We start from the raw sequence: 24,943 nt of genomic DNA on the forward strand, positions 1-24,943 counted from the left end.
CCCCGCCTTGAGGTATGAGACGCTGCATCGCAACAACAGCCAGCGTCTCCAGTTCCCGGCCGCTCTCGGGCGGCCGCAGAGGCGGCTGTTTTACCTGGCCGGCCTTTGAACATGCAGCTGCGCAACATCGCCATCATCGCCCACGTCGACCATGGCAAGACCACGCTCGTCGACCGCCTGCTCCAGCAGTCGGGCGCCTTTCGAGAAAACCAGCGCGTCGCCGAGCGCGTGATGGATTCCAACGATCTCGAAAAAGAGCGCGGCATCACCATCATGGCGAAGGCCACCTCCATCACCTGGAAGGATGTGCGCATCAATATCGTCGACACGCCCGGCCACGCCGATTTCGGCGGCGAGGTGGAGCGCATCCTGTCGATGGTCGACGGCGCCATCGTGCTCGTCGACGCCGCCGAAGGCCCGATGCCGCAGACGAAATTCGTCGTCGGCAAGGCGCTCAAGATCGGCCTCAAGCCCATCGTCTGCGTCAACAAGGTCGATAAGCCCGACGCCCGCGTCTCGGAAGTCGTCAACGAGGTCTTCGATCTCTTCGCCGCGCTCGACGCCACCGACGAACAGCTCGACTTCCCGATCATCTACGGCTCGGCTAAACAGGGCTGGATGGCCGAGGAGCCGACCGGCCCGCAGGACGGCATGGCGCCGCTCTTCGATCTCGTGGTCAAGCATGTGCCGGCGCCCACCGTCGAGGACGGCGGCTTCCGCATGCTCGGCACGCTGCTCGAGGCCAATCCCTATCTCGGCCGCATCATCACCGGCCGCGTCTTCGCCGGCAGCATAAAGCCCAATCAGGCGGTGAAGGTGCTCGACCGCACCGGCAAGATCGTCGAGCAGGGCCGCGTGTCGAAAATTCTCGCCTTTCGCGGCATCGAGCGCCAGCCGATCGAAGAGGCGGAAGCCGGCGACATCGTCGCCATCGCCGGCCTCGAAAAATTCAACGTCGCCGACACGCTCTGCGCGCTCGACGTGAACGAGCCGCTGCAGGCGCAGCCGATCGATCCGCCGACGCTCTCCATGACCTTCCTCGTCAATGACAGCCCGCTCGCCGGCACGGAAGGCGACAAGGTCACGAGCCGCATGATCCGCGCGCGTCTCTTCAAGGAGGCCGAAGGCAATGTCGCGCTGCGCGTCGAGGACGCGCCGATGGGCGACGCCTTCATCGTCTCGGGCCGCGGCGAATTGCAGCTCGGCATTCTGATCGAGACCATGCGCCGCGAGGGCTTCGAGCTCGGCGTCTCGCGCCCCAAGGTCGTCTTCAAGAAGGACGAGAACGGCGAGATCCTCGAGCCGATCGAAGAAGTCGTCATCGACGTCGACGAGGAGCATAGCGGCGTCGTCGTGCAGAAGATGGCCGAGCGGAAGGCCGAGATGATCGAGATGCGCCCGTCGGGCGGCAATCGCCTGCGGCTCGTCTTCCATGCGCCGACGCGCGGGCTGATCGGCTATCAGGGCGAACTTCTTACCGACACGCGCGGCACGGCGATCATGAACCGCCTGTTCCATGAATATGCGCCCTACAAGGGCGAGATTCAGGGCCGCCGCAACGGCGTGCTGATCAGCAATGATTCCGGCGAGGCCGTCGCCTATGCGATGTGGAAGCTCGAAGATCGCGGCCCGATGATGATCGAGCCCGGCTGGAAGGTCTATAAGGGCATGATCGTCGGTGAGCATACGCGCGACAATGATCTCGAGATCAATGTCTTGAAGGGCAAGCAGCTCACCAACATCCGCACCCAGTCGAAGGACGAGGCGGTGCGGCTGACGCCGCCGATCCAGATGACGCTGGAAAAGGCGCTGGCCTATATCGAGGACGACGAGCGCGTGGAAGTGACGCCAAAATCGATCCGCCTGCGCAAGGTGTTTCTCGACCCCAACGACCGCAAGAAGGCGAAGGGCAAGGCCGCGCTGGTGGAGTGAGGGCGGTTCACGCCGCCCGTCGTAGCAAGAACTTTTTGCCGTTATCGCCGCTATCGACGAGACCGGTGCGGGCGAGCGAGGCGAGGACCGCCTCGACCTTGGCCATGATGCGGCGGCCCTGTTTGAAGCGCAGCGCGATGGCTTCGGTGCCGAGCGGCGCGCTTGCGCCGGCGAGCACGGCTAGGACGGCGACGGTCTGGGCGAGATCTTCTTTCGGGAAGGCGCTCTTCGCGGCGGGCGCGACCGCTCCGCCATCGCGCATCTCGCCGCCGACGAGTTCGAGTTCCTTCTTCTCCTTTGGCGTGCCGAAGCGCGGGATTTGATAATCGGGCCGCAGCCAACGCACGAGGCCGCGCGCCTCCTCCTCAGCGCGCTCTTTATTCAAGGCGACGAGTCGGGCGAGAACATCGTCATCCGACAGGTTTGCGGGCCAGCCATAGGCGTCGGCGACGGCGGCGTCGAGCTTGTCATGCACCTCTTTCAGAATGAGCACGAGTCCGTCATCGAAAATGCGGCGCTCTTTCTCTTCGAGCGCATCCGGCGCGACGCCCCCGCGCAGTTTTTCGAGTACATTGTAGAGGCTGGTCATCGTCAGATGCGCATGTTCGGCGAGCACGCGCTTTCGATGCGCGTCGAGTTCTTCGGCGATGGCGCGAATTCGCTGCTTTTGCGGGTCGTTGGCGTCGGGGAATGGGAAAGGATCGAAGCAGCGAGACTTGGAGTAGCGAGGATCATTGCCAATGCCCAACCAAGCTCCCGCCCGCAGCGCCCAAGCGATATGAAGACGTGACGATAATACTCCAAGAGTAAACGCGTCATCCGAAGCGAATGCGACAACCATATGGTCTGGCACCACAGATATGTCTACAAACTGAAAATGTCGATGTTTAGTCGTTTCTGTAGTCGCGATAAAGCGTTTAACCGTCAAAAGAGCAGGGCGAAACTCGCGTCGGGGCTCCGCGAAAATCCACCAATTTCGTTTGTAGCTCGCACGATTATTCTTGTCTCTTTCCGGCTTAACCGTGGCTAACAGATGGCCGCTGCATGGGATGCCGCTTTTGTCCAAGGATGATCGGGGACCGCCCAAATAATGGAAACGGGTTTCTTATTTCGGAGCCAATTCTCAACAACGCGCCGATTGAACACTTGAGTAATCGAATTGGTTGTGACGAAGCCAAAGCGCTTCAGCACGCGGTTAGTGCGCGAAAGAATGTCAGCAGCTCGATCCCACCAGTACATTACAAAGTCGGCGCTCTCGTTCATGTGGGGATGGGCGAAGGCGAGTGCGTCCAAATAATTTTGCCCAAGCGCCGCGCGCATCAATTCGCCTTTGCCGATGAACGGCGGATTACCAATAATAAACTCCGCGTCGGGCCATGCCGGCCGGCGCGGATTGTTGTAATCGTACACCTCGACCAGATTGCCTTCGGCGTCGCGTCGCGTCACCGGCTGGCCGTGTTCGTCGCGCTTCAGCACCCTGTCGGCTTCCAGAACCGCGTCCTTGACGACGATATTCTTGAAGGCGCGCAAAATAGGTTCCGACGGCATGCCGCCCTTTGTGCGCACATGCCATTGCAGATGACCAATCCACAGCACCAACTCCGCAATCGCCGCTGCGCGGGGATTAATCTCCATGCCCAGAAACTGATGCGGATCGACAGTATGACCTTCAAGGCCGACAAGCGCCTCCTGACCGCCAAGATCGGCGAGCGCCTCCAGCACCTCGCCTTCGAGGCGCTTCAGAAGTTCGAGCGAGACATAAAGAAAGTTTCCCGTGCCGCAGGCGGGGTCGAGCACGCGCGTGGCGCAGAGCTTGTCGTGAAAGGCGCGCGCGGAAGCGAGCGCATCGTCGACGCGGCCGTCCGACTTCTGTCGCTCGGCGGTCGAGAGCACTTGTCCCCATTCTGCGCGAAGCGGCTCGATCACTGTAGCCACGACGAGCCGCTCGACATAGGCGCGTGGCGTGAAATGCGCGCCGAGGCGCTTCCGCTCTTTCGGGTCGAGCGCCTGTTCGAGTAGCGTGCCGAATATGGAGGGATCGACGTCGCGCCAATCATATTCAGCGGCGCGGCGCAATTCGCCGATTTCCTCGCGCCCAAGCGGCAGCACGCCGCGCTTGAGGAAAAACTCGCCGTTGAATTTCGCGACGGTTCTGCGAAGGGCGTGGGCATAGCCGCCGGAATTCATCGCCTCCCAAAGCTGACCGACGTCGTGACGAAAGGTAGCCGGCTCTTTCTCGCAACGCTCTAGAACTTCCGTGAAAGATTCCTTCGGGAGCAGTTCCACGTCCTCAGCGAACATCGTGAAGAGGCAGCGCATGAGGAACATAGCAACGTCTTCGGGCGCATGTTTGTCCCGTTCCAAGGCCTTCGAGACCGCCGCAAGCCGCTCCGCAATGGCGCGCGTGACACGCGCGGATTTGCGAGCAGGATCGAGGGAAGCAGGGTCCTTCCAGATGGTTTTGAGAAGTTCGCGAACCTCTGGACGGCGAAGGTCTTCTAAAAAGATGCGGAAGGACTGACGATCGGGGAACTGGTCGAACGCTTTGCCGTCGCGCCGAAAATTGGCGTAGACCTCGAAGCAGTGGCCGACATCGCAGACAAGAACGAAAGGCGGCGGCTCGTGGCCCGCGGGCAGCAGGCGGACATAGTCCTCGGCCTGACGGCGGGCGTTGAGCATGAATACGTCCCATGCGCGCTCGGCGCCCCGGCGTCCGCGCGGGGCGGAATCTGTGACGAAAAGGTCGGACTGGCCGCGCACTTCCTTTTCGCCGCCCTTGAGGCGCGACTGCTTTGCTTCGAGCACGAAGCAGTTGCGCTTATAAAGATCGATGCGGCGATTGGAGACGGCTCCGTCGCGCCCAATCTCCCGAACCACGCGTTCGAACACGTAGTCGTTGGTCTCGTGTTCGGCGGAGGCAACGTCGGGATGCCGCAGATCAAGGGCGTCGCATAACTCGGTGAGAAACAAGGCGTAATTTGCCCGTTCCTGGCCGCCTTCCCGTCCCAGCCATTTTTTGATGAAATTTTCGATGGGCGCGTTTTCGCCCTCAATGACTGCCGACATGGCGGAAATCTACCCCATCTTCAGAAACCGGGGGAAAGATTATCTCCGCTTCCGAGTTGATGCCGCGCGTGTCCCGGCGAGGGCGCGGTGGGCGTCGCCTACTGCAACCCCACCGGATCGACGACGCCGCTCGGGCAGCCGGGATCGGTCGCCGGCGCGGCGGCCATAAGATCGGCGAGTTTGCTGTCGGGTTTGACGTCTCCGACCAATCCGAGGGTCATCTCGACGATGAGATTGCGGCCGCCGTCTCTCTTGCAGGCGACGCGCACGCGATCGGCGGCGCCGTCGCCGAAGGTCTCATTGAACGCCGCCTTGAGTTGGTCGCGCGTGATTTCCTCGCCGATATGCGCCGCGAAAAGTTGCTGAACCTTGGAGCTATTCAGCTGCGACACCAGCGCGAGCGTCCGTGAAAAATAGGCTTCCGCCACGCTTCCCGGAAAGCACGTGCCATGTTTGATCCACTCGTGCCGTTCGAGCAGCGACATCGTTCCCGGCATGACTTCCGACAGCGCATGCCTTGTCGCGTCGGAGAGTTCGGGCTCGGGCAGGCCGTTCCACCGGTTGTCCTTATCGGCGGCGACGATGTGGCGATCGACGTTGCAATATTGTTTTTTGGGCCAGAGCCCATGCAGCGTGAAATGCGTCGCGTCGAACCGGTCGGGTCTTTGCGTTTCGCATTCCGTCTTGTCGGGCTTGCCTTCGCAAAAGGCCGGCTGCCAACTCACGGCGAGGATGTAATCCGGCTTTTGCGCCGTCGGACCGCCGTCAGGCTCTTGCTCGCCGGAGGCTTGTTCGCCGCCGCTCGCCGGCTGGCCGCCGCCCTCAGCGAGCCTCGCCTCGCCGCAGCCGACCGCGACCCACCGGCGTCCCGGATGAGCGTCGGGGACATCGATGAGATAATGCGTCGCGTTCGGCTTGTTCTTGGCGAAAATGGAATAATGCCCATCCGGCTCGACGCTGACATTGCCCGGATTGGCGCCGGTTCTGATCGATTGAAGCGCGGGACAGGACTGGCGGGCGACGAAACTTCCCGATGCAGGCGTCTCCGCCGTCGCGCCTGAGGCGACGAGCGACAATGACGAACAAAGCAGGATGCGAACAGCGCGTGCGCGCATGACAAAAACTCCAAAAATATCAGCAACGCGGAAGGGTAATCTGGGCGGCGTGTGCGAGCAAGCATCGCCTGATTGCGCGAACGCCTCCCGAAGTTGCGCCCAACATCGCTGTACCATATTTTGGTATCCCAAAATTGGGAGCCGCCCCGCCATGGCTAAGAACACGTCCATCATCATCGGCGATCGTCTCGCCGCCTTCGTTGAAAGCCAGGTCGCCGAAGGTCGCTATGGGTCGGCCAGCGATGTGGTCCGAGCAGGGCTGCGCTTGCTCGAAGAGCAGGAGACCAGGCTCGCCGCCCTGCGCGCCGCCTTGATCGACGGCGAGGAGAGCGGCGCCGCGACGCCTTTCGACATGGAGGCGTTTATTGCGCGCAAGCGCGCCGAAGTTAAGGGATGAGACGTTATACGCTCACGCCGCGAGCGCAGGCTGACCTCGAAGACATTTGGAATTACACGGTCGCCCATTGGGGCGCTGATCAAGCGGAAAACTATCTTCGCCAACTCGCGGTGGCGATGACCTATGTCGCCGCCGATCCCGAGCGCGGCCGCGCCTGCGACGAAGTTCGCGCCGGCTACCGGAAGCACGCTGTCGGCGCTCATGTGCTCTTTTACCGGAAAGCGCCAAAGGGCGTCGAAGTCGTCCGCATTCTGCATCAGCGGATGGATTTCCAGCGTCACCTTTAAGAGCCGCGGTCGGTTCCGCTTTTCGCTGTGGCGCTCAGCGCTTCCCTTAACCCCGCCAGATCCTCCGGCAGTTCGCTTTCAAACATCAACTCCTCTTTCGTCACCGGATGCTCGAAACCGAGCGTCGCGGCGTGCAACGCCTGCCGGCCGAGACGCTCGACGATCTCGCGCGCGGCGGGCGCCAGTTTCGCGACCTTGGTTTTAAAGCCCGCGCCATAGGTTTGATCGCCGATCAGCGGATGGCCGATATGGGCCATATGCACGCGGATCTGATGGGTGCGGCCGGTCTCCAGCTGGCAGCGCAGCAGCGACGCGACGCCGTAATCCTCGACCTTCTCCCAATGCGTGATCGCCTCGCGGCCGCGCGCTTCCGACACCACCGCCATTTTTTCGCGCTGCGTCGAATGGCGGCCGAGCGGCGCGTCGATTGTCCCATGCGCGCGGTCGGGAACGCCCCAAGCGAAGGCGAGATATTCGCGCGTCAGCGACAGTTTGCGGCCGTGATCGGCGAAGAGGCGGGAGAGGCCATGATGCGCGGCGTCGGTCTTGGCGACGACCAAAAGGCCGCTCGTATTCTTGTCGATGCGATGCACGATGCCGGGCTTCTTCACCCCGCCAACGCCGGAAAGGCTGTCGCCGCAATGAGCGATCAGCGCATTGACCAGCGTGCCGCTTTCATGCGCGCTCGCGGGATGCACGACGAGGCCGGCCGGCTTGTCGATGACCAGGAGATGCGCGTCTTCATAGACGATGGCGAGCGCGATATCTTCGCCCTGCGGCTCGGCCGGCGCCGCCGGCGGCACGTCGAGCGTGACGTGATCTCCGGCGCCAAGCTTCTTCGCCGGATCGCGCGCCGTCTCGCCGGCAAGGGTCGCGCGGCTGTCCTCGATCAGCCCCTTGATGCGGCTGCGCGACAGATGCGCGGCGACGATCTCCGGCTGTTCCGCCAGAAAGCGGTCGAGCCGGGCGCCGGCGTGCTGCGGCGCAACGAGAAATTCGAAGCGCTCGGCGGATGCGTCAATTTGAGGCAGAGCCTTGACTGTCATTTCAGCTTTTTTTCCGCGCGCCGACGCGCGCATGATATGAGAGCCACCGAAACGCGGGCGTGGCGCGAGCGGAGGCGTGAACCTTCGCCATTCTGCGCATCGAAAAACGCCGCCCAAGGGAGGCTCTTCCATTAGCGACGCCGAGGCTCCGTTCTGCGCCATCATCGGCGCGGGCCCCGCCGGTCTATTCGCCGCCGACGCCCTCGCGCGCGCCGGCGCGCGCGTCGTCATCTATGAGCACAAAGCGAGCCCCGCGCGCAAATTTCTGATGGCGGGGCGGGGCGGGCTCAACATCACTCATAGCGAAGGCCTGGAGCGCTTCATCTCCCGCTATGGCGCGGCGGCCGCGAGAATCGCGCCGTACATCCGCGCCTGGCCGCCGCAGGCGCTGCGCGATTTCTGCGCCGAGCTTGGCGAGACGACCTTCGTCGGCTCCAGCGGCCGGGTTTTTCCGGCAAGCTTCAAGGCCTCGCCGCTCTTGCGCGCTTGGCTTGTTCGGCTGTCGCGGCTCGGCGTTACGATCGTGACCCGCCATGACTTCGCGGGCTTCGCCGAATCCGGGGCGCTGCGCCTGATCGGCCCGGATGGCGAATTCACCCGCAAGGTCGACGCCCTGGTGCTGGCGCTCGGCGGCGCCTCTTGGCCGCGGCTCGGCTCCGACGGCGCCTGGGCGGCGCGGCTTGGCGCGGAAGGCGTGCGGGTCACGCCGCTCGTCGCCGCCAACTGCGGCGCGCTGATCGAATGGAGCGCGATCTTTCGCGCCGATTTCGAAGGCCAGCCGATCAAGACGGCGTTGCTGCGCCATGGCGCGTTATCGGCGCGCGGCGATGTCGTCGTCACGCGGGGCGGGCTGGAAGGCGGGCCGGTTTACGCGCTGTCCTCGCAGTTGCGCGACGTCACGCAAAAACACGGCCCGACGACGCTGTCGATCGATCTGCGGCCCGACACCAGTCTCGAATGCCTGACGCGCAAGCTGTCGCGGCGTCCGCAGAAACAGTCGCATGCAAATTTTCTGCGCAAGGCCGGGTTCTCGAAAGTTGAGATCGGGCTCCTGCGCGAGGCGCGCGGGGAGGGCCTGCCGCGCGACGCGGAAACGCTTGCCGGGCTCATCAAGAATGCGCCGCTCACCGTTACAGGCGTCGGAGGTCTTGAGCGCGCCATCTCCACCGCCGGCGGCGTCTCCTTCGACGAACTCGACGACAATCTGATGCTCAAGAAGCTGCCGGGCGTTTTCGTCGCGGGCGAGATGCTCGACTATGACGCGCCGACGGGCGGCTATCTGTTGCAGGCGGCCTTCGCCACCGGATTGGCGGCCGGCCGCGGCGCCGCCCGTTATCTCGGCCTTTCGCAGGATCAAGCCGTCGCGCCGCCCGAGCCCGGTCAGACGGGCTTGTCGCCCCGCCAGTCGCCAAATGGGCGCGGCCCGGAAGCATCGAACAAATACAGCCTGTAGACCTCCGCTGCGCCGCCCTCCATGCCCGGCGATCCCGCCGGCATGCCCGGCGCGGCAAGGCCGGCGGCGTCCGGCCGCTCCTTTAGGAGCCGTGCGACCGCCTGCGGGGGAACATGGCCTTCGACGATGTAGCCGTCGATCTCAGCCGTGTGGCAGGAGGACAGCGCTTCAGGCACGCCGAGGCGCTTCTTCACCGACGGCATATCGGCTTCGACGATCTCCTCGACGACGTAGCCGGCCTCGCGCATGCGCGCGCTCCACGCGCCGCAACACCCGCATGTCGGGCTCTTATGCATCACGACCTTCGTCGCGCGCCCATCCGGGGATAAGCGCCGCGACGGCGGCGAACCGCAGCGTATCGCGTCGGGTGAAGGGGTCATTCGCCATGAGCGTCGATCCTTGTCTCGCGCGCGCCATGCGCGCCCGTTCCGAATTCGGGCGCAGCACGGCATTCGCGCGAAGTCGCATGCGGTAGTATGTCGTTGTCGCCGGCAAAAGCGGCAAGACGTCGCCCGAACGAACCCAGCGCTTACCATCGGAAGGGGTGCATGAGCCAATCCGCCGACAGCCCGCAAAACGCCGACGACCTGCTCAGCGAATTCTCGCTTCTCGGCGGCCCTCTTCAGAGGCTGGGAAGGCGGCTTGGCCTCGTCCGTCCGGGGCCGAATACGCTCCCCCTGGGGATCGCCCTCGGACTGGTCCCCTGGATCGTCCTCGTCGCCTTGGCGGCGCTTGAAGGCGATCGCGGAAAGTTCTTTACGCTCTCGGTCATCGGCGGGCACATTCGGTTGCTGGCGGTCATTCCGCTGCTGTTCTTTTGCGAAACTACGTTTGATCGGCAAGCGAGGGCGTTTCTCTCGACCCTGCTGCGTTCCGGCGTGGCGTCGAGAGCGGCGCTTCCCGCCTTGCAGGCTGAAGTTCGCAGCCTCGCCCGCTGGAGCAATTCCTGGATTCCGGATGCGACCTCGCTCGCGGCGACAGTGCTGATGTTTCTTTTCGCGGCGCAGCTTCATCTTTCTGGAAAGACCGCGTCGCCCGAATCGGGCCGAGCCTTGGCCCTCATGCCGCTTGCGGGCTTGTGGTACTGGATGATCTGTCTGCCGCTCTTTCGCTTTCTGGCGTTTCGTTGGGTTTGGCGGCTCGCGCTCTGGTGGCGCTTCCTGTGGCGCTTGGCCCGAATGGAGCTTCACCTGACGCCGACGCATCCCGACGGCGTCGGAGGCCTCGGATATCTTGAGGTCGTCCAAACCCATTTGGCGCCTCTGGCGTTCGCCATTTCACTGCTCGTCGCCGCCGGTTTCGCCGAGGAAATGTCGACGGGCGCGTCTTTTGAGCCGATCTATCTGGCGACGGCCATGATTGTGATCATCGATATCGTGCTGTTTCTTGGTCCGCCCTGTTTCTTCGCCTTCAAGCTGATGGAATGCAGAGAACGGGGACTGCGCGACTACACGGCGCTTGCCGCGCGATACGTCGAGGATTTCGAGCGCAAATGGTTTGGCGAAGCGTCTCATGACAGAGAGCCTTTGCTGGGGACGCCGGACCTGCAATCGCTCGCCGATCTCGGCAATAGCGTCGGCGTTGTGCGAAATATGCGCCTGGCGCCCGTCAGCATTCGCCTGCTGGCGATCATTCTCGCCGCAGCGCTGCTGCCGATGCCGCCACTCTTTCTGTTCAAATATCCTGTCGCCGAGATGGCTCAAAAGCTGTTCATGAAACTGACGGGGCTCTGATACGCGGCGCGCCCGCCAGCATTCCCCTTCGCAAGGAACGTGCTTATGCTGCGCGCCATGCTGCCGTCGCCCTTCTGGTCGGAACTCTCGCTGCGCGACATGCGCGCGCATGACATGTCGCGCGTCATCGCCGTTCTGCCGATCGCTGCGGTGGAGCAGCACGGGCCGCATCTGCCGCTCGGGGTTGACGCGATGATCATGGAAGGATGCATCGATCGAGTCGCGGCGCGCCTGCCCGAAGATCTCGAAGCCGTCTTTCTGCCGATTCAGAGCGTCGGCGTTTCGCCCGAGCACCGCGACTTTCCCGGCACGCTGACGCTGACAAACGGGACCGCGTCGCGCCTCCTCGCAGAGATCGCCGAGAGCGTCCTGCGCGCAGGCGTGAGAAAGCTGGTGCTCCTCAATTCACACGGCGGCAATTCGGCGCTCCTCTCGCAGACGGCGCTCGATCTGCGCGCCCGTTTCGGCGCGCTGGCGGTCATCGTCTCCTGGGCGCGTTTCGGCTATCCGGACGGACTGTTCTCTGCGGTGGAGCTGCGCCACGGGATTCATGGCGGCGAAATCGAAACGTCGCTCATGCTCGCTTTCCGGCCGGACCTCGTCGACATGGCGCGCGCCAAGAACTTCCCGCCGGCGACGCTCGACTTCGAGCGCGATTTTGCCTGGTTGCGCGCCGATCGACCCGCCGGCTTCGGCTGGATGGCGCAGGACCTCTCGCCTGCGGGCGCCATGGGCGACGCGTCCAAAGCCAGCGCTGAAAAGGGCGAAGCGGTGGCTGACTATTGGGCGACGGCCTTCGTTGAATTGTTGCGCGACGTCGAGGCGTTCGACCTGACGCGGCTCAAGAGCATGGACGACTGAGCGTCACGCCGCCGGCGCTGTCCAGGGATAGGTCCAGGTCTCGGTGAGCGCGCGTCCATGCGCGCGCAAAAACAGGCGGAGATCGGCCGTGCTGCCCGGCTCCACCGCGACGTCGAAGAGCGCGCGTAGACCATCGATGTGCATATTGGCTGCGACGCTGGCGCGCAGCACGCGCCCGGCGCTCGTCGTCGCCACCGCTTCGACCTGGCCCGGATCGGCGACATAATAGGCGAGATCGCCGCCGGCGAAATCGACGATGAACCGATGCGCCCCGGGATTAACGGGCTCGGCCGAGCCAAGCGCTCGCGCCGGCGCCTCGAAGGTGTTGACGACCATGCCGTTGGGCGCGAGTTGCGGCATGTCGAGCCCGGCGGTGATACGATAGGCGTAAACGAAGGGCGCGCCGGGCTCAGGCGAATTTGCCGGCGTCCAGCTCGCGACGATATTGTCGTTGGTTTCGTCACGCGTCGGCAGTTCGAGCAGTTCGACGCGGCCTTCGCCCCAGTCGCCCATAGGTTCGACGAAATAGCTCGGGCGGTTTTCATAGGCGAGGTCAAGATCCTGATAGGACTCGAACGTCCTGTCGCGCTGCAGCAGCCCAAAGCCGCGATTATTGTTGTCGAGAAAGGACGAGATCCGCGCGCGGGGAGGATTGGCGAGCGGGCGCCAGAGCCATTCGCCGGCGCCGGTATGGATCAAGAGCCCGTCGGAATCGTGCAATTCGGAGCGAAAGCCGTCGCGCACATCCCGGTCGTTTTCGCCGGTCAGATACATCGACGTGAGCGGCGCGAGGCCGAGCTTCATCCCCGTGCGCCGCGGGAAAAGCGTCGCCTGGATTTCGAGCGCGCTCTCCTGTCCAGCGAAGAGATCGAATCTGAAGGCGCCTGTCGTAGCCTCGCCGTCGAGCAGCGCATAGAGCGTCGCGTGATTGCTGCCCTTCTCCGGCGTTTCGACCCAGAATTCGCGGAAGAACGGAAAGCTCTCGTGCTCGGAGCCGGTCTCGACGCACAGCGCTCGCGCGGAAAGCCCATATTTCTGATCGCGGCCGAGAAAGCGGAAATAGCTCGCGCCGAGGAACGAAATGACCTCGTCGTGAATATGCGGCTCGTTGACCGGAAAATGCAGGCGAAAGCCGGCGAAGCCGGTGTTGACCGGGGGAGCCTTTTCGACCTTGAGGCGGCCATAGTCGAAGAGCGCCGGCGAATAGGGAATCGGCGTCGCGATGCCGTCGCGGATCATATTCACCGTCATCGGGCGACGATAGAGAAAGCCGAGATGGAACGTCTCTAGCCGGAAGCCGCCGTCCGTGCCCGCAAAAATATCATGCTCGCGCTTGAAGCGAATCCCTCGCCATGTGTCGAAGTCCAAAGCGTCGAAGGGATCCGGCAGACGCGGCGGAACCGCAGTGTCGAAGGGCGCCAGCGCCAGGTCGTGCGCCCGCTGGACGACGTTCTCAAAGCCGAACCGCGGCTTGGGAACGTCAGAGGCCGCCAGCGCCGGAACTTTGAGCGCAAATTGCGCGCCTGTTGCAGAGAGCGCCCCGGCGAATTGGCGCCGTGTTATTCGCGTCATTCCCGCGTCCGAACCAAGGTCTTGCCTTCGCTGATTGACTGCTGCTCTAGCCTCATCGTCTCGCTTGCGCAAGAAGCCGGCGACCCAAGGCGAGCGCGCGCGACCAACATGCATCACCCGCCGAAAAAATAATCGCATGGCGCAAAAACCGCTTGTCTCAGCGGCAAAAGCGCGTATCTAAGTCCTTGCCCAAATCGCACGTGCCTGTGGTCGTGTGTCGGTAGGCGGGGATCCGGACAAGAGGCCGGTTAACCGCCAGCGTAAAACCGGCAGCCGGAGGCGAACCGGCGAACTCCGTCTCTGCGGAGGATCGCGACTTAAAGCAACGACGGACCGGGCTTTTTCGTCTCTGTCGACCCTCCAAAGGTCGGCGTACCGAAGAGGCTTGTCTTTCTTGCCGGGCGTGCGGATCGGGATTCTCCCCTTCCAATCGATGGCTGTACCCGCGGAAGCGTGCGCGCTCAGGCGCGCATCATTTCGCATCGGTCAGTCAACGGCGCATCAACCAGCCGTGTGAGCGCTTGCGCTCGCGCGGCCTTGGACAGCTAAACCCAACGTTCGTCGCGTCTCCATCGCGCGCGGGCGAACGGAGCGGCATGTCCGTTGACGCTCAACGATTCTGGGCGCGGTTCGCCGCGCAGGGGGCCACAATGACCGACCGCATCCTTGAATTCCTCGCCGAGCGCCGCCGCAACGGGCGCGACAACGGACCTTGCCTCGTCGTCGATCTCGACGTCGTGCGCGAAAACTATGTCGGCTTCGCCAAGGCGTTGCCGGATACGCGCGTCTTCTATGCGGTGAAGGCCAATCCGGCGCCGGAAGTGCTCTCGCTCCTCGCCTCGCTCGGCTCGTGCTTCGACACGGCGTCCGTCGTCGAAATCGAGCAGGTCCTCGCCGCCGGCGCCACGCCCGACCGCATCAGCTTCGGCAATACGATCAAGAAGGAGCGCGACGTCGCCCGCGCCTATGCGCTCGGCGTGCGGCTGTTCGCGGTCGACTGCGAGGCGGAAGTCGAAAAGATCGCGCGCGTGGCGCCCGGTTCCAAGGTCTTTTGCCGCATTCTCTGCGACGGCTCCGGCGCCGAATGGCCCTTGTCGCGCAAATTCGGCTGCGCCCCCGAGATGGCGACGGGCGTTCTGGAGCATGCCCACAGGCTGGGCCTCAACGCCTATGGCGTGTCGTTCCATGTCGGCTCGCAGCAAACCAATCCGCGCATGTGGGACGCCGCGCTGCAGTCGGCGGCCGAGATTTTCCGCGAACTCGCGGAGCGCGGAATCAATCTGCAGATGGTCAATCTCGGCGGCGGCTTCCCGACGAAATATTTGAAGAATGTGCCGGCGGTGAAGCAATATGGCAATGCGATCTTCCGCGCGCTGTCGAAGCATTTCGGCAACCGCATTCCGGAGACGATCATCGAGCCGGGCCGCGGCATGGTCGGCAACGCCGGGCTGATCGAAGCGGAAGTCGTGCTGATCTCGAAGAAGTCGGAGGAGGACAGCGAGATTCGCTGGGTCTATCTCGACATCGGCAAGTTCAACGGCCTCGCCGAGACGACCGACGAGATGATCCGCTATCCGATCCGCACGCCGGCGGACGGCGCGCCGACGAGTCCATGCGTCGTCGCGGGCCCGAGCTGCGACAGCGTCGACGTGCTCTACGAGAAGCAGCCCTATCAGCTGCCGATCTCGCTTGAGATCGGCGCGAAAGTGCTGATCGAAGGAACCGGGGCCTATACGACGACCTATTCGGCCGTGGGCTTCAACGGTTTCCCGCCGCTCGAGACGCATGTGATCTGAGTCGGCGCTCACCCTCTCCCGCCGCAAACCGGGTGTTCCCGGTTTGCGCAGATAGCGCTGAAGTCGGCGACAGCCGACTTCAGTTCGGGAGAGGGTGTCACGCGGAACGCGTGACGGGTGAGGACCCTCATCCGACCCTCGCTGAAGCGAGGGCCACCTTCTCCTGCAAGCGGGAGAAGGATTCGCCTCACACTACTGTCAGTCCCGTTCGGCGGGCGCGTCATGCGCCAGGCGCGAGGGTCGCTTGTCCTTCTTAAGGGAGGAAAAGATGGCCTTTGAACTTGCATGCCCCAATCACGTCCCCGCGCTGCAAGCGGTTGTCGCTCTTGCGACATTTACGATTCGCGATGAAGCGACGCGCGACCTTACGGCGCGCGAAGCTTTGCTCGACGAGGCCTTCGGTCCCGCGCGGTTGTTGAAGACCTGCCAGCGGCTGCGCGACGGATCGGCGCCGGCGCCGGGTCTTGCGCTGGTCGCGACCGACTGCGTCGGCGGGCTTATCGGCACGCTGCGGCTTTGGCCGGTTCTTGCCGGCGGGCGTGCGGCGCTGCTGCTGGGTCCGCTCGCCGTCGCGGCGCGGGCGCGTTCGCTCGGCGTCGGCGGCGCGCTGATTCGCGAGTCGCTCGCGCGCGCGGCCGACTTGCGCCATCGCGCCGTGCTGCTCGTCGGCGACGCCCCTTATTATGCGCGTTTCGGTTTCGAGCGGCGATTCACCGAGCGGCTGACCATGCCGGGCCCGGTCGAGCGCGCGCGCTTTCTTGGCTTGGAGCTTGTCGACGGCGCGCTATCGGCCGCGCAGGGGCGCGTCATTCCCGCGTCTACGCGCGCGCTCGACCTGCCGCAGGCGGCGTGACTTTCACCAATAAGCCAGTATCCCGCGCGCGAGCGGGTAGGAGAGGCCGGCGCCAAGCGCCACGCCCGCCGCGACGTCGCTTGGATAGTGGTGCGCCGTCGCGATTCGCGACCAGGCCATCGACAGCAGAAAAAGGCCTGCCGATAGCGTCGTCGCCGGCCAGGCGATGACGATGGGCGCGAGCACGCCGGTGAGGGTCATGGCGTGGCCGCTCGGAAAGGAGTGATCGTCGAGCGTCTTCAACAGCGACGGCAGCCGCGCGTCGACTTGGAACGGACGCCTGCGGCCGAAGCGGCGCTTGATGATCGGATAGAGCAAATGCAGCAGCGCGGCGTTCATGCCGGCGAGCGCCGCGACATGCAGCCCCTGCCAGCCGAGGCCGATGAGGACGATGGGCGCGAGGATGAGATAGATCCATCCATTGCCGAGCTTGCTGATGGCGACGGCGAGGAATCTGCCGATCGCGGAGCGCGCGGTTCGCGAGAAGAGATGAACCGCCGCGAGGTCAAGTTCGAAGAGACGTTGGCCCCAAGTGGAGGCGACGCCGATGTCTGCTTGCGGCTTTGGTGACGCGTCTCGCGTCAGCTTCGCCAGCTGGTCCGATGTGAACGCCATGACGCAACGCTACGCGACGGACGCTGCGGTTTCGCGACGCGGAGGCTGCGTTTACGTGACGAAGCGATAGAGGTTGCGTGACGTTTATGTGATGTTTGCGTGACGCCGCTAGAGCGCTTCCCGATCACATGGAATCATATGATCGATAAGGCATCGCTCAAAATCAAAACGTCCGAGCAGGTTCTCTCTCGAAAAAGTCTGTCAACTTTTTCGGAACCTGCTCTAGGCCGGCGCGTGTTTCGCAAAGGCGCTGCGAAACACCGCGTCGAAGGCGTCGGCGTCGACGTCGATCGTTTCGATCTCCACGCCGTCTTCGGCGACGCCGGAAAAGCGATATTGCGGGTCTGAAAACTCAAGACCTTCGTCGTCTTCGGCGCTTTCGTAAGGCAACGCGATCTCGACCATCAACTGTCGCTTCAGCGACAGCGCGCGGCCGACCACCGCGTCGATGCGGCCGTCATCACTGCTGAAATAGCCGTCGAGGATAATCATGCAGACGTCGGCGTTGGGCGCTTCGTCTTCAAGCCATTGCAGCGCCGCCTCGACGCTTTCGGCGACATCAATCTTGCCTGCATCGCTGACGACGAACTGCTGCGGCTGATCGACGCCGGACTCCGACCGCGCCACGCCGAAGGGCGTCAGCATGTGTCCGCGCGCCAGAGTCGTGACGGCTTTGGCGAAGGCCTCGCCGGCCAATGCGGCGATGGGTTCGTTCGGAGTAAATTCTGCGCCAGTGCTCATGACATTCTCCTCCGAGCGAGCGGAGTTCTGAGGATCAACCGATCAACGTCATCCGTTTCGAGATCTTTCATATCGACGTCGTCGCTTCCCGCAGCCATTTGCGCGTCTTTGCGTCCACCAGCGGCGATAGGATCTTGCGCACCCGGGCGTGATAGGCGTTCAGCCAGATGATTTCTTCCGGCGACAGCAATTTCGGCTCGACGCAATTCAAATCGAAAGGCGCGAGCGTGATGGTCTCGAAACCATACATCTCGCGTTCGCCGCCTTTGATCTCGCGCTTCTCGACGATGACGAGATTTTCGAGCCGGATGCCATATTCGCCGGCGCGATAATAGCCGGGCTCGTTCGACAGAATCATGCCCGGCTGCAAGGGCGTCGTCCCGAGCTTCGAGATGCGCTGCGGCCCCTCATGCACCGAGAGGTAAGCGCCGACGCCATGGCCCGTCCCATGATCGAAGTCGAGCCCTGCCTCCCACAGCGCACGCCGCGCGAAAGCATCCAGCTGCGCGCCCGAGACGCCCTTGGGAAAGACGGCGCGAGCGATGGCGATATGGCCTTTGAGCACGCGGGTGAAATGTTCGCGCAACTGTTTCGACGCCGGGCCGACGACCACCGTGCGCGTCACGTCGGTCGTGCCGTCGAGATATTGCGCGCCGGAATCGACGAGATAGACGCCGCGACCGATCTTGAGATTGCTCGTTTCCGTCACCCGATAATGCGGGATCGCCGCATGTTCGCCGAAAGCCGAGATCGTCGGGAAGGAGATGTCGCGCAGGTCGCCGTTCTCGCGGCGGAAGGTTTCGAGCGCTTCCGCGGCGGAGATTTCCGTCAATCCGCCCTTCGGCGCGGTTTCGGAGAACCAGGCGAGGAATCGCGTCAGCGACGCGCCGTCGCGGATATGAGCTTCGCGCGCGCCGTCGAGCTCCCTTTCATTCTTGATCGCTTTCGGCAGCGTCGCCGGATCGTCGGCGAGACGCGGCTTGCCGCCCGCCGCCCGCAAGGTTTCGACAAGTTTCGCTGGCGCCGTCGCAGAATCGAAGAGAATGGTCGCGCCGCGCTTGCCAGACTGCACGAGATCCTCGACGAGGCTTTCAGGCGATTTCAGCGTCAGAAATTTTTCGAGCGCGGCGCGCACCTTCGGCGCGAGCTTCGCATCGTCGATGTAAAGCGCAGGCGCGCCGTCCTTGGGCAGCAGGGCGAAGCATAGCGGGATCGGCGTATGCGCCACATCGGCGCCGCGAATGTTGAACGCCCAGCAGATCGCATGCGGATCGGACATCAACGCCGCGTCCGCATCCTTCAGCGCCGCGCGCAGCTTCTTGATCTTGGCGCCGGCGCTCTCGCCGGCGTAACGCGCCGGATGAATCGCCACCGCGCCTTTCGGCTCGGCCGGGCGATCGATCCAAAGCGCATCGATCGGATTGGCGTCGAGCGGAACGAGTTCGATCTTCTTTTCCGCGAGAATTCTCCCGAAGCGTTCGATCTGCGCGCTGGTGTGCACCCAGGGGTCATAGCCGATGCGCGCGCCTTCGCGCGCTTGTCCGCTGAGCCAGGCGGCGGGCGTCGTTTGCGCGATGTCGAGCGGCTTGAAGAGCTTCGCGTCGATCTCGCCGCGCACCTGAATGACATAGCGGCCATCGACGAAGAGCGCGGCCTCTTTCTCCAGCACGACGGCGAAGCCGGCCGACCCGGTGAAGCCCGTCAGCCAGGCGAGGCGCTCGGCGCATTTGGGCACATATTCGTTTTGATGGACGTCGGCGCGCGGAACGAGAAAGCCGTCGAGTCCTTGCCGTTTCAACTCAGTGCGCAGCGCCCTGAGGCGCGCCGCGCCGTCGCCGCGCATGGCGTCGTCGACGAATGTTTGGAATTTCGCTTCGAACATGGAGCAAAGCTAGTCGCGCGCCTGCCGCAGGGCAATGCTTTGCGCGCGCCTTTCCCCTTCCCAATCCTCTCCCGCTTTAAAGGGGAAGGGACAGGGAGGGGGCGCTGGACGATCCGCCTCTCCTCAACGCCAGAGTCGCCCAGCCCTCGATGTCGCCCCGCTCGGCCAGGAAAAAGCCTTGGGCGCGATAGGCGTCGAGCACGCCGCGCACGTCGCGCGCCAGCAGTCCCGAAAGCACCAGCTCCGCATCAGCCGCCGCGGCGCGGGCAATTTCCGGCGCAAGCAGGCGCAGAGGCTTCGCCAGGATATTGGCGAAGATCAGATCATATTGGCCTTGCAGCGACGGATGGCGCAGCCCGGTGGCGACGACCGGGCGAACATCGGCGCCGGCGCCATTGGCGCGGGCGTTGGCCGAGGCTGTCGCCACGGCGACAGGATCGATATCGCCGCAGGCGACGCGTTGGCGAAAGAGCCGCGCGGCGGCGATCGCGAGAACGCCGGTGCCTGTCCCCACGTCGAGAATGCGGCGTGGGCGCCGGCGCTTGGCGATTCTCTCGAGCGCCCTAAGGCAGCCCAGCGTCGTGCCGTGATGGCCGGTGCCAAAAGCCAGCGCCGCCTCGATCTCGACGCCGATGTCGTTCGCGCGCCGCCGGCCCCGATCATGCGCGCCATGCACCAGCACGCGGCCGGCGCGGACCGGGGCCAATCCGGCAAGAGCGTTCTCCACCCAGTCCTGCTCGGCGACAGTCGAAAAGCGCGCCGCCCGCGCCGTTTCGGCGTCGGCGGCGGCCTCGATCAGGGCAAGAATCTGCGCTTCGTCGGGCGCGGTCGCGAAATAGACCTCGACGGACCATCGGGGGCCGTCATCCAGTTCGAAGGCGGCGGCGGCGGTCTCTGTCGGCTCGAAAGTTTCGACGATGAGGTCGGCGACGGCGCGGGCGCGTTTTTCGTCGCAATCGAGGCGCAGCATGTGGCTGGCGTTATTGGGGGGAAGGCCTTCAAGCATGAGCGCGCTTACCACGGCCGGGGCGCGCGCGTCACCTTTCGCCAGGCGCCATCGGTCTGTATTGTCGCGCTAGAGGCTGGCTCCAACGAGTTGAAGGCGTGAATGACCGAAAGACTTTCAATTTGTCTGATCGGCCCCAAGAAGGGCGGCAAGTCGTCGCTGCTCGCCTCGCTCGTCGACTGCGTCGCGCAAAGCGCCTTTGGCTATTCGCCGCGCCTGCGCCCCGCGCTGCAGCCCATCACCGAGGCGGAATATTTCGCCGAGAGCGCCGAGCCAAAGAAAGCCAGCCTGCTGTCGGTCGAACAGGGCGACTATGAGCGGCTGCGGCGCGAATTCGCCGAGGGCGGCCTCGCCACCGACACGCTCGACACCTACGAATATCGCTTCCGCCTGACGGTCAACGGCGAAGCCCCGCCGGCGGCGGTGCTACGGGGGCCCTGGCTTCTGGAGATCATCGACTCGGCGGGCGAGATCGCCGTGCCGCCGGACGGCGCCGAAGTCGCCATTCTCAATGATGTCAAAGCCAAGCTCGCCAGGCAGATGCTTGAGGCGGACGCCATCGTGATCGTGCTGCCGCTGGTGCGGCTCGAGGATTCCGGCTGGTCCGGCAATCTCGCGCGCCTCATCGATCGGTTGGCGCTGGCGCCTGAGAAAAAGCTCAAGCGGCTCGTCGTCGTCTTCTCGCAGTACGAGCGCCTGTTTGCCCGCCTTGGGCCCAGCGCCTTCACCTATGCCTGCGATCCGGCGGTGGCGCTGCACGCTTTGCGCAAATCGCTGCGCGCCGTGCAATGGCTGGATCGGCTGCGGGCTCTGGAGTCGCCGAACGGCGACGCATCGGTGCGCTTCACGGTTTGCTCGGCCTATGGCTTCGTGAAGCGCTTTCAGAATCCCAACATCGATCCGCATCAGCCTGGCGAGCGCCGGTTTCGCCGCGCCGGCCTCGAAGGGGCTCGCGCCTATAATGAATATTGGCGGCCGTTTCTCACCGCCGAGCCGTTTCTTTACGCCGCGCTCGGCCTCGACAGCGCCTTCACCTTTTCCTACCCGCAGCTCGACGCGCGCATCGAGGAGATCGCCTGAAGCGCTTCCCCATCACATGGAATCATGTGATGGCTAGGGAATCGCTCAAATCAAAATGTTGGAGCAGGTCCTCATCGAAAAAGTCTGTCAACTTTTTCGGGACCTGCTTTAAAGCGAATTTACGTCAATTCTTGCTTAAGGCTCTGCGCATAGGGTGATCGCGCGGATTTCCCGCGCGAAAGGACGCGCGATGCGCATAGCTGCGCCGAATGGCGACGAAACGGCCGAGATTTCTCTCGAACGGCTGCACTATGGGAAGCTCGCTTTTGGCGCGACGCTGCGCGTGCCGGCGACCGCGGGCTATGGCGTGACCCTGCGCAGCTGCAATCTGCAGCCGGCCGACGACCGGCTGCTTTCGCCGCCGCGTCTGATGGCGCTTCGCCGCTTCGAGCCTGATCTCGTCGATCCGGCTTCTCGACGACGCGGCTCCTTCATCGCGCGGATCGCTCCGGAGCCGAATTCTCGCCGCGCGATTTTTTTGCGCGCGCGTTTCCGGCCTGAAGACGGCGAAAGCGGCCACGGACGCCTCTATCAGCAGAGCGCCGTCTGGAGCGCGAGCGCCGCGGACTGGCGCCGACATCCGGCGGCGCTCCTCGCCATGGCGGACGCCGAGCTCGACGCGCGACCGGATCTCGTGACCGAAGACGAGGCGACGCGCTACAACGCCGCGCCGGCGCGTTACCTCGTTCGCTTCATCGATCCGCGGGACGTCTGGAGTGCGCTGGAGGATGCGCTGGGAGCGACCCGCTGGGCGACGCCAACGCTCGAATTTCTGGCGCGGGGCGCCGAAACGGGCCAGGACGCGACGCTGACCTTTGGCGCCGACGATTTTGCGAGCGAGACCGAGTTTCTCGGAGCTGTCGGCCTGGCGCTGCAGTTTTTGCCGGCGAGCTATCCGCGCTGGCGCGAGATCAGCGTCGTTTCCGGTCTGCTGCACGCGCCGCAGGGTCTTTGCCTGCGCTACCTTCCGTCGTTGCGCGCCGCCGCGCGCGCAACCCCCGTCGCCGCCTGAACTCTAACCTGGCGAACGCCTCTCCATCGGTTCGGCGACGAGGTAGCGCTCAAGCGCGCCGGAGCGCCGCCGTGGCAGGTTCGCGGCGCCGGCGTCCGAGTAATAGGCGCGCGGGCCGCTGACGACGCCGTCGGCCGAGTAATGCAAGGCGCGGGCGGCGCGCGGCTTCAGCGCCGCGAAGAGCCGCGCCTCAATCTGCCCGACGGTGACGTTGTCGACGAGATAGGCGCCTTTGCGGTCGACATGAGCGATTTCATCGCGCACGAGCCGATTGAGAATAGCGACGATATTGTCGTGCACATTCGGCGGCAGCGCCGACATTGCTTCCGCGTCAGGGTCGATCTCGCTCATGTCGCCGTGAACCGGACGCGCCGCGCGCAGGACGGCTTTCATCGCGCGGATGTCGACGGGCTGCTCCTCATCGTCGGAAAGATCGATCGGCGCGGCGAATTGACGCCGCTCGCGCGCCTCATAGCCGCGTTTGAAAATCTCCGACAGGAATTTCATGATGAACAGAAAAGCGTCCTGCGCCATCGCGACGCCGATCGCCATCGTCGAATCGGGGGTGAAGCTCCAGAAGGCTTCGCGCGCCAGTTCGAATTTATTGCGCTCGGAACTGTGCGTGCGCAAATAGGCGTCGCTTTTTTTCAAAAGCTCGCGCACCTCGTCGTCTGAAAGCCCAGCCGCCTTGCCGGAGACGACGCAGGCGTCGACGAGAGTTTTGGCGTCGGTGAAGCCGTTTGCCGCGGCGCCCCTGTCAGACGCCGGCGCCGAGCGGATCTTGGCGACAATCGCTGAGAGTTCGTCGCGCAGCCCGGCTTCCAGCCCGCATTTTTTATCGAAGGCCGCGCGCGCGGCGATCGTTTCGTCGCGCGCCGAGAGCAGATCGCGCGCCTCCCCCTGCGGTTCGCAGGTGAAGTCGCGCGGCACGCTTGCCGGCAGCGCATTTGATTGCCGCGCCGCCGCGAGAATCGGTTCGCATAGAGGCTTCGCGTCGCGCACGGCGCGCCATGTCGGCTCAAGGCGCAGCTGGTCGCGCAGCGCGGCGAGGTCGCGCAGCGTCGCGTCGAGATCGAGCGCGGCTTCGCCCTTCGGCATCGGCCGGCCGGAAGCGGCGCTCGCGGTCTCGGCCTTCTGTTTCAGCGTGATCGTCTGGGCGTTGAGCGCGTCGCGCCGCTTCACCGCGTTGGCGCGTTCGTTCGCGGGGCCGGCGAGCGTCTGCCTGAGCGCCGACACGCGTCGCATCGCTTCGGCGGCTTTCTCCTGATGCCCGCGGCAATTGGGGCCGCAGGCCGCGCCCATCCCATCGAGTCCGTGCGCGGCGTCGACGGCGAGCTGTTCTTCCTGACGCGCCGTGGCGGCCATGGACGTCATCTCGTCCTGCTTCGCTTTGATGATGACGTCGAGTTCGGCGATGCTGCGCTCAAGCGCCTCGATTTCGCGTCGCGCATCCTCGAGCTGACGCATCGCCGCCTGCGCGCTTTCCATTTCCAGCGCGGCCTGGCTCGCGGCCTGCGCGATGACCGCTTGCTGCGCCTCCTGCCGCTTGCGAATGGCGTCGCGCAGCGCCGGTCCCGCTTGCCGCGCGGTGTCGATAAGGCCGTCGATCGAATCGAGATAGGCCTTGTAGCTGGGCGTCGCGGCGATGCGCGCGGAGGCCGCTTCGAAAGCGGCGGCGATGTCTTTCGTCGCCGGCAGCAGGACTTCCGTCGCAAGCTCCATCGGCGCCAGCTCGGCGACGATCTTGCGCGAGGAGAGCTTGAAGATGTTGTTGTAGTAGTAGGTGAATGAAAAAAAGGCGGAGATCGAGAAGACGAAGGCGAAGACCAGCGCCGTCACGCCGGTCTTGATGATCATGCGTTCGCGGGCCATACGCCGCCGCGCGATGAGCGCCGCAAGATCGACGCCGAGCGACCAGGATGTCGCAGCGAGCATGGTGAGGACGGCGGTCGTCGCGATCAGCGTGCCGGCGATCCCGATCACGTCTCCGGGCTCCCTCTGCATGATGTCGATCATGCCGGACGAGGTTGTGTAGAAGACCCAGCCCAGAACGGGCAGGGCGGCGGCCATCCCGACGCGGCCGAGGTTGAGATCGCCGCTCCACAGGCGCGCGAGCGGCGAAATCAGAGCGTCGAAAAGACCGAAGCGCCGCCGCGGGGCCGAGGCGTCGGCGCCGCGCGCCTGCTGCGCGGAGGTGGTCATCGCGCAGACGCTCTCGACGCTGGAACCAGCCGGCTGCGCATGTCCGCTCCCTTGGAAAAAGCAATGTGGGTTGGTGACGTTGCCGGCGAATTGAGACGGATTTGCGCCCCGGCGCAAGGGCGGACCGCCGCTGCGGCGCAGCGCGTCGGCGGCGCTCCCGGCGGATGCGCGCCGCGCATCGGACCTTGGGGGCGGGTGCGGCGCGGCGCCCCGCTTCCCCTTCCTGAACGATTCGTGCTAGACGGCGAGATTACTGTCTGCGGCTGGGCCGTTCGGCCGCGACTCGCGCTGATG

At 64.4% G+C, this 24,943-nt stretch carries 21 protein-coding genes; 10 read left to right on the forward strand and 11 right to left on the reverse strand.

Annotation, left to right across the window (positions count from 1 at the left end):
• The first annotated feature begins 111 nt into the window (after window positions 1-111).
• A complete protein-coding gene (gene typA / locus ACR65T_RS15890) occupies window positions 112-1,932 on the forward strand; it encodes a translational GTPase TypA (protein WP_434497401.1) in 1,821 nt (606 codons plus the stop codon).
• Window positions 1,933-1,939: 7 nt separating this feature from the next.
• Here typA and ACR65T_RS15895 read toward each other — a convergent pair whose 3' ends face one another.
• The 3 genes from ACR65T_RS15895 to ACR65T_RS15905 form a co-directional block, all read right to left on the reverse strand.
• On the reverse strand, window positions 1,940-2,788 hold the full coding sequence (locus ACR65T_RS15895; RefSeq protein ID WP_434497402.1) for a hypothetical protein: 849 nt from the start codon (window positions 2,786-2,788) through the stop codon (window positions 1,940-1,942).
• 170 nt (window positions 2,789-2,958) lie between these two features.
• Complete coding sequence (locus ACR65T_RS15900) at window positions 2,959-4,998, reverse strand: DNA methyltransferase (RefSeq protein WP_434497403.1); 2,040 nt, start codon at window positions 4,996-4,998, stop codon at window positions 2,959-2,961.
• Between the two features lie 98 nt (window positions 4,999-5,096).
• On the reverse strand, window positions 5,097-6,113 hold the full coding sequence (locus ACR65T_RS15905; protein WP_434497404.1) for a ribonuclease T2 family protein: 1,017 nt from the start codon (window positions 6,111-6,113) through the stop codon (window positions 5,097-5,099).
• A 151-nt stretch (window positions 6,114-6,264) separates the two neighbouring features.
• Between ACR65T_RS15905 and ACR65T_RS15910 the strand changes: the two genes are divergently transcribed.
• Window positions 6,265-6,510, forward strand: a complete 246-nt coding sequence (locus tag ACR65T_RS15910; RefSeq protein ID WP_434497405.1) for a type II toxin-antitoxin system ParD family antitoxin — start codon at window positions 6,265-6,267, stop codon at window positions 6,508-6,510.
• On the forward strand, window positions 6,507-6,797 hold the full coding sequence (locus tag ACR65T_RS15915; protein WP_434497406.1) for a type II toxin-antitoxin system RelE/ParE family toxin: 291 nt from the start codon (window positions 6,507-6,509) through the stop codon (window positions 6,795-6,797). Before ACR65T_RS15910 ends, ACR65T_RS15915 begins: the two co-directional genes overlap by 4 nt.
• Here the strand turns inward: ACR65T_RS15915 and ACR65T_RS15920 are convergent.
• On the reverse strand, window positions 6,794-7,843 hold the full coding sequence (locus tag ACR65T_RS15920) for an RluA family pseudouridine synthase (protein WP_434497407.1): 1,050 nt from the start codon (window positions 7,841-7,843) through the stop codon (window positions 6,794-6,796). The two genes, ACR65T_RS15915 and ACR65T_RS15920, sit on opposite strands and share 4 nt — an antisense overlap.
• Before the next feature lie 76 nt (window positions 7,844-7,919).
• Between ACR65T_RS15920 and ACR65T_RS15925 the strand changes: the two genes are divergently transcribed.
• The gene (locus ACR65T_RS15925; protein ID WP_434497408.1) at window positions 7,920-9,296 is read left to right on the forward strand and encodes an NAD(P)/FAD-dependent oxidoreductase; all 1,377 of its coding nucleotides are present in this window, start codon (window positions 7,920-7,922) and stop codon (window positions 9,294-9,296) included.
• Here ACR65T_RS15925 and ACR65T_RS15930 read toward each other — a convergent pair.
• Window positions 9,224-9,544 (reverse strand): DUF411 domain-containing protein, encoded by a 321-nt coding sequence (locus ACR65T_RS15930; RefSeq protein ID WP_434497409.1) that lies wholly within the window; start codon window positions 9,542-9,544, stop codon window positions 9,224-9,226. The two genes, ACR65T_RS15925 and ACR65T_RS15930, sit on opposite strands and share 73 nt — an antisense overlap.
• A 300-nt stretch (window positions 9,545-9,844) precedes the next feature.
• Here ACR65T_RS15930 and ACR65T_RS15935 point away from each other — a divergent pair, with 300 nt between their 5' ends.
• Both ACR65T_RS15935 and ACR65T_RS15940 read left to right on the forward strand, forming a co-directional pair.
• A complete protein-coding gene (locus ACR65T_RS15935) occupies window positions 9,845-11,029 on the forward strand; it encodes a hypothetical protein (RefSeq protein ID WP_434497410.1) in 1,185 nt (394 codons plus the stop codon).
• Between the two features lie 45 nt (window positions 11,030-11,074).
• Window positions 11,075-11,890: a creatininase family protein gene (locus ACR65T_RS15940; RefSeq protein ID WP_434497411.1), complete on the forward strand. Its 816-nt coding sequence runs from the start codon at window positions 11,075-11,077 to the stop codon at window positions 11,888-11,890.
• A 3-nt stretch (window positions 11,891-11,893) separates the two neighbouring features.
• Here ACR65T_RS15940 and ACR65T_RS15945 read toward each other — a convergent pair whose 3' ends face one another.
• A complete protein-coding gene (locus tag ACR65T_RS15945; RefSeq protein WP_434497412.1) occupies window positions 11,894-13,462 on the reverse strand; it encodes a glucan biosynthesis protein in 1,569 nt (522 codons plus the stop codon).
• Window positions 13,463-14,112: 650 nt separating this feature from the next.
• Between ACR65T_RS15945 and ACR65T_RS15950 the strand changes: the two genes are divergently transcribed.
• The gene (locus ACR65T_RS15950; RefSeq protein WP_434497413.1) at window positions 14,113-15,258 is read left to right on the forward strand and encodes a type III PLP-dependent enzyme; all 1,146 of its coding nucleotides are present in this window, start codon (window positions 14,113-14,115) and stop codon (window positions 15,256-15,258) included.
• A gap of 268 nt (window positions 15,259-15,526) precedes the next feature.
• On the forward strand, window positions 15,527-16,111 hold the full coding sequence (locus ACR65T_RS15955; protein WP_434497414.1) for a GNAT family N-acetyltransferase: 585 nt from the start codon (window positions 15,527-15,529) through the stop codon (window positions 16,109-16,111).
• A gap of 3 nt (window positions 16,112-16,114) precedes the next feature.
• On the opposite strand, the gene ACR65T_RS15960 is transcribed toward ACR65T_RS15955, so the two are convergent.
• The 4 genes from ACR65T_RS15960 to ACR65T_RS15975 form a co-directional block, all read right to left on the reverse strand.
• The gene (locus ACR65T_RS15960) at window positions 16,115-16,726 is read right to left on the reverse strand and encodes a phosphatase PAP2 family protein (protein ID WP_434497415.1); all 612 of its coding nucleotides are present in this window, start codon (window positions 16,724-16,726) and stop codon (window positions 16,115-16,117) included.
• Window positions 16,727-16,948: 222 nt separating this feature from the next.
• Window positions 16,949-17,467, reverse strand: coding sequence for a hypothetical protein (locus ACR65T_RS15965; RefSeq protein ID WP_434497416.1), 519 nt, complete (start codon window positions 17,465-17,467; stop codon window positions 16,949-16,951).
• Between the two features lie 67 nt (window positions 17,468-17,534).
• The gene (locus tag ACR65T_RS15970) at window positions 17,535-19,349 is read right to left on the reverse strand and encodes an aminopeptidase P family protein (protein WP_434497417.1); all 1,815 of its coding nucleotides are present in this window, start codon (window positions 19,347-19,349) and stop codon (window positions 17,535-17,537) included.
• Window positions 19,350-19,425: 76 nt separating this feature from the next.
• Window positions 19,426-20,355, reverse strand: a complete 930-nt coding sequence (locus ACR65T_RS15975; RefSeq protein ID WP_434497418.1) for a 50S ribosomal protein L11 methyltransferase — start codon at window positions 20,353-20,355, stop codon at window positions 19,426-19,428.
• Between the two features lie 102 nt (window positions 20,356-20,457).
• On the opposite strand from ACR65T_RS15975, the gene ACR65T_RS15980 reads away from it, so the two are divergent.
• Together ACR65T_RS15980 and ACR65T_RS15985 are read left to right on the forward strand one after the other, a co-directional pair.
• Window positions 20,458-21,435 carry a hypothetical protein gene (locus ACR65T_RS15980; protein WP_434497419.1) on the forward strand — a complete coding sequence of 326 codons (978 nt, stop codon included), beginning with the start codon at window positions 20,458-20,460 and terminating at the stop codon, window positions 21,433-21,435.
• 190 nt (window positions 21,436-21,625) lie between these two features.
• Window positions 21,626-22,447: a hypothetical protein gene (locus tag ACR65T_RS15985; RefSeq protein ID WP_123177732.1), complete on the forward strand. Its 822-nt coding sequence runs from the start codon at window positions 21,626-21,628 to the stop codon at window positions 22,445-22,447.
• A gap of 3 nt (window positions 22,448-22,450) precedes the next feature.
• On the opposite strand, the gene ACR65T_RS15990 is transcribed toward ACR65T_RS15985, so the two are convergent.
• Window positions 22,451-24,649, reverse strand: a complete 2,199-nt coding sequence (locus ACR65T_RS15990; RefSeq protein ID WP_434497420.1) for a hypothetical protein — start codon at window positions 24,647-24,649, stop codon at window positions 22,451-22,453.
• Window positions 24,650-24,943: the final 294 nt, after the last annotated feature.

Origin of the sequence: Methylocystis sp., from assembly GCF_051061285.1 — a bacterium.
Classification (GTDB): Bacteria; Pseudomonadota; Alphaproteobacteria; order Rhizobiales; family Beijerinckiaceae; genus Methylocystis.